Origin of the sequence: Collinsella aerofaciens ATCC 25986, from assembly GCF_964239575.1 — a bacterium.
GTDB classification, from domain to species: Bacteria; Actinomycetota; Coriobacteriia; order Coriobacteriales; family Coriobacteriaceae; genus Collinsella; species Collinsella aerofaciens_BQ.
In genome coordinates, this window is sequence record NZ_CAXSQQ010000056.1 from 1 (window position 1) to 1,415 (window position 1,415).

A 1,415-nucleotide genomic window follows, 5' to 3' on the forward strand; every position below is an offset into this window, starting at 1 on the left:
ATTCTAGGACGAAGGCCGTTCTTCGTTAAACGGGCGCTAGGGCGTCACCCTTACACCAACATTTTCGACGCGATCATCTTCTCCGTTTGGAGAATAGAATTCGAGAGGCAGCAAGGCGCTACCCTCGATTGGAAGACAAGTTTCCCTCTGAAGACGACGTTTACGTTCTGAAATCGAAATTCGCCTACTTTCCTGGTTCATGGAAACTTAAACAGATATCTGCCATCGCTAGGAAAATTAATGCAGTTCGCGGTGATTAACAGGATGTTATCGGGAAATGTAATCTTTTTGACTCCGGTGATTGCGGCTACTTCGAGTTACTCGACGCTGTCAAAAAGTGTGAAATGGAACAGACGCGCTACGACCGAGAAGGAATGGCGTGGATAGATCGCGACGCATATGAACTCTATCTATTGGTTTATGAGTTTGCTAGTAGGTGTCGTTCTCCCTATGCGGAAAAGTATGAAGAGGGGCCTTGGTGGGTGTAAGTGCGATAAAAACTCCTTTCTTGGGGGAGGGTTTCTGCACCGTGTGCTGGACAGTGGCTCAGGTCGGGTCAATTTACGATGTTACTCAGCTCAAAATGAGATAGCGAGAGGATACTCCTCCTAATTCTGTGGAAGCTAATGCAAATGTTGTAACGAGCTCAAGGCAAGATGGACGGCGGCGTGCCATGATGTATTTGCATGAGCGTCCGGTTGTTTAATAGGTATTTAAAGTTAGGATAAAATCAAATCTGTTATTTCATCAAATACGCTGGAGAGCGCAATGAATAGTCCTATTCGTCAACAAGATATGTGCGATCAAAAGCCTTGGCTTACTCCTTGGGAACAAGTATCCCATCTTAAGAGCAAGGGTGTCCGTTTCCGCTATATGAGCGAGGCAGAGGCAGTCGAGTATCTGACGAAGAACAACAACTACTTTCGCTTGCGCTCGTACCGCACCGGATTTCCAAAGGTTTCTGATGGAAAACGCAAGGGTGAATATGTCAACTTAGATTTCAAGATGCTTGTTGACCTTTCGATTATTGATATGTTGCTTCGAAACGAGATGATTTCACTCACTCTTGATATCGAGCACTTCTGCAAAGTTGACTTGCTGGGCAGGATAGAGCAGCATGCCGAGGACGGTTACGAAATCGTTCAAGACTATTTGAGCGAGCAGGATACATTTGATAGCAAGGGGAATGTGACCAACTGGGTTAAAAAAGAGATTTCACGTTGTGAGTCGAGTGCCTATTCTGCAGGCATTCTTGCAAAATACAGTGGTTTTAATATGCCTGTCTGGGCCTTTCTGGAAGTTATTACCTTTGGCGCCTTTAATTCATTCATTTTGTTTGGCTCTGTTAGACCAGGATTGACATACATGTGTCCCCACGGTGCCATATCGTTGACCCCATAGACCGCGATGATGGG

The 1,415-nt window shown here is 45.5% G+C and carries 1 protein-coding gene; it reads left to right on the forward strand.

Annotation, left to right across the window (positions count from 1 at the left end):
• The first annotated feature begins 768 nt into the window (after positions 1-768).
• On the forward strand, positions 769-1,401 hold the full coding sequence (locus ACESUZ_RS10050) for an Abi family protein (protein ID WP_373199913.1): 633 nt from the start codon (positions 769-771) through the stop codon (positions 1,399-1,401).
• The last annotated feature ends 14 nt before the right edge of the window (positions 1,402-1,415 follow it).

Coding starts and splice junctions, on each gene's coding strand:
- ACESUZ_RS10050 (WP_373199913.1), top strand. CDS start 769: ATGAATAGTCCTATTCGTCAACAAGATATGTGCGATCAAAAGCCTTGG.